This is a genomic window from Actinosynnema sp. (genome assembly GCF_052038725.1).
In genome coordinates this window covers 1-1,649 of record NZ_JBQGCX010000843.1, presented here as the reverse complement: position 1 = coordinate 1,649, position 1,649 = coordinate 1, and the positions used below count along the sequence as shown (strand labels likewise).

Below are 1,649 nucleotides of genomic sequence, written 5' to 3'. Positions count from 1 at the left end.
CCTGCGCGCCGCCCGCGGGGGCGGTGGCGGCTGCCGGGGCGGCCCCGGTCGCCTTGCCCCGGCCGCAGTGCGGCCAGGCGCCGATGCCCTGGGAGCGCAGCACGTTCTCCGCCACGCGGATCTGCTCCTCCCGCGATGCCTGGTGCGGCATCCCGCTACCGCCGTTGGCGGCCCACGTGCCGGGGTTGAACTGGAGCCCCCCGTAGTAGCCGTTGCCGGTGTTGATCGACCAGTTGCCCCCGCTCTCACAGCGCGCGATGGCGTCCCAATCCGCACCCTGGGCCGACGCGGCGGTGGCCGTGACCAGCGCCAGAGCGCCGGAGATGAGCCCCATGACCGCGCAGGCGACCAGCCTGGTGAGGACGCGTGAGCGCCGCTCGTCCCGGAGACCGTCCATTTGATCCACCTCGAACCGCCGCACCGCGGAGCACGTCGAGCATTCCCCTGCCCTGCCGGTCCACGCTCTCGTTCGGCTGCGTCCGGACCGGGAGTTCGGAGGGCAGGGGCGCCGGTGCCCGAGCTTCCCGGTGGTGCGATCACGTGACCTGGGCCACGTGATCACTGGCTGGACCGTAAGGACAGGCGAGGGCGATCCGCGCGACGAGCAACCCGAAGCGGTGACCGCGCGTGACGCGCCGGGGTGGTTGGCGGGTGGTGCGGGTTTAGCCGATCGAGACCACTCCCCCGCGCCGTTGACCCCCGTGCGGGCCCGGCGGCACGATCGGTTCCCCGTCACCGGCGCGACACGGGGAGGTGAACCCACTGGCCGAGGATCAGCGAACAGGGGTGATGTCGTCACGGCCAGCGACCATCGGGGAGCTGCTGGAGGCGCTGGGCGCGCTGGCGGGCGAGGCGGACCGGCTCGCCGAGTCGGCGCACCTGCTGCGGTGCGCGGCGGCGCGGTTGGCCGGGGCGGCGACGGCGGGGTCGGTGGGGACGGCGGCGCGGCGCGCCGAGGAGGCGCACCTGGAGCTCCAGGTGGCGCTGCGCGACGTGCGGGACGCGCTGCGACCATTGCCCTGGACGCCCTCCAAGTACGAGGATGGCCGCCCGATGGTCTAATCGCCGACGCCGCCGAGAACACCGCATTGGATGTCCATGACCTCAGGTCTGCCCTGTCCTCTGTGCGAGGGGCCCGAACGCCGGGGGGCGCTCGGGCGACCGCTGCGGGTGCTCGCCGTCGACGACGAGCCGCCCGCCCTGGAGGACCTCGTCTACCTGCTGCGGTCCGACCCGAGGGTCGGGCACGTGGAGGCGGTCGGGGACGCGACCAAGGCGCTGCGCACGCTGCACCGGGCCATGGACGCGGGGCAGCCGGTCGACGCGGTGTTCCTGGACATCCGGATGCCCGGCCTGGACGGCCTGGACCTGGCGCGGGTGCTGTCCCGGTTCGCGCAGCCGCCGCCGATCGTGTTCGTGACCGCGCACCAGGAGCCCGCGGTGGAGGCGTTCGAGCTGAAGGCGCTCGACTACCTGCTGAAACCGGTGCGGCAGGAGCGGTTGGCCGAGTCGGTGCACCGGATCGTGCACGAGGTGCTGGAGAGCAGGCCGGTCGAGCAGCCCGCGCCGCAGGCCGCGCCGGTCGAGCGGGCGCCGGACGTGGGCGACGAGGTCATCCCGGTGGAGCTGGGCGGGATCACCCGGTTCAT

3 protein-coding genes are annotated in these 1,649 nt (G+C 73.9%); 2 read left to right on the top strand and 1 reads right to left on the bottom strand.

Annotated features, from left to right (window positions below; all coding sequences use genetic code 11):
* Positions 1-397 (bottom strand): transglycosylase family protein (locus ACTUAL_RS17315; RefSeq protein WP_440900997.1); only part of this gene is annotated, 397 nt, incomplete at its 3' end.
* 392 nt (positions 398-789) lie between these two features.
* On the opposite strand from ACTUAL_RS17315, the gene ACTUAL_RS17310 reads away from it, so the two are divergent.
* Positions 790-1,062, top strand: coding sequence for a hypothetical protein (locus ACTUAL_RS17310; RefSeq protein ID WP_157767865.1), 273 nt, complete (start codon positions 790-792; stop codon positions 1,060-1,062).
* Positions 1,063-1,098: 36 nt separating this feature from the next.
* The coding region (locus tag ACTUAL_RS17305; protein ID WP_440900996.1) for a LytR/AlgR family response regulator transcription factor at positions 1,099-1,649 on the top strand (551 nt) is incomplete at its 3' end.

Excerpts from the sequence above, each read along its gene's own strand:
- ACTUAL_RS17310 (WP_157767865.1), top strand. The coding sequence starts at position 790 with ATGTCGTCACGGCCAGCGACCATCGGGGAGCTGCTGGAGGCGCTGGGC.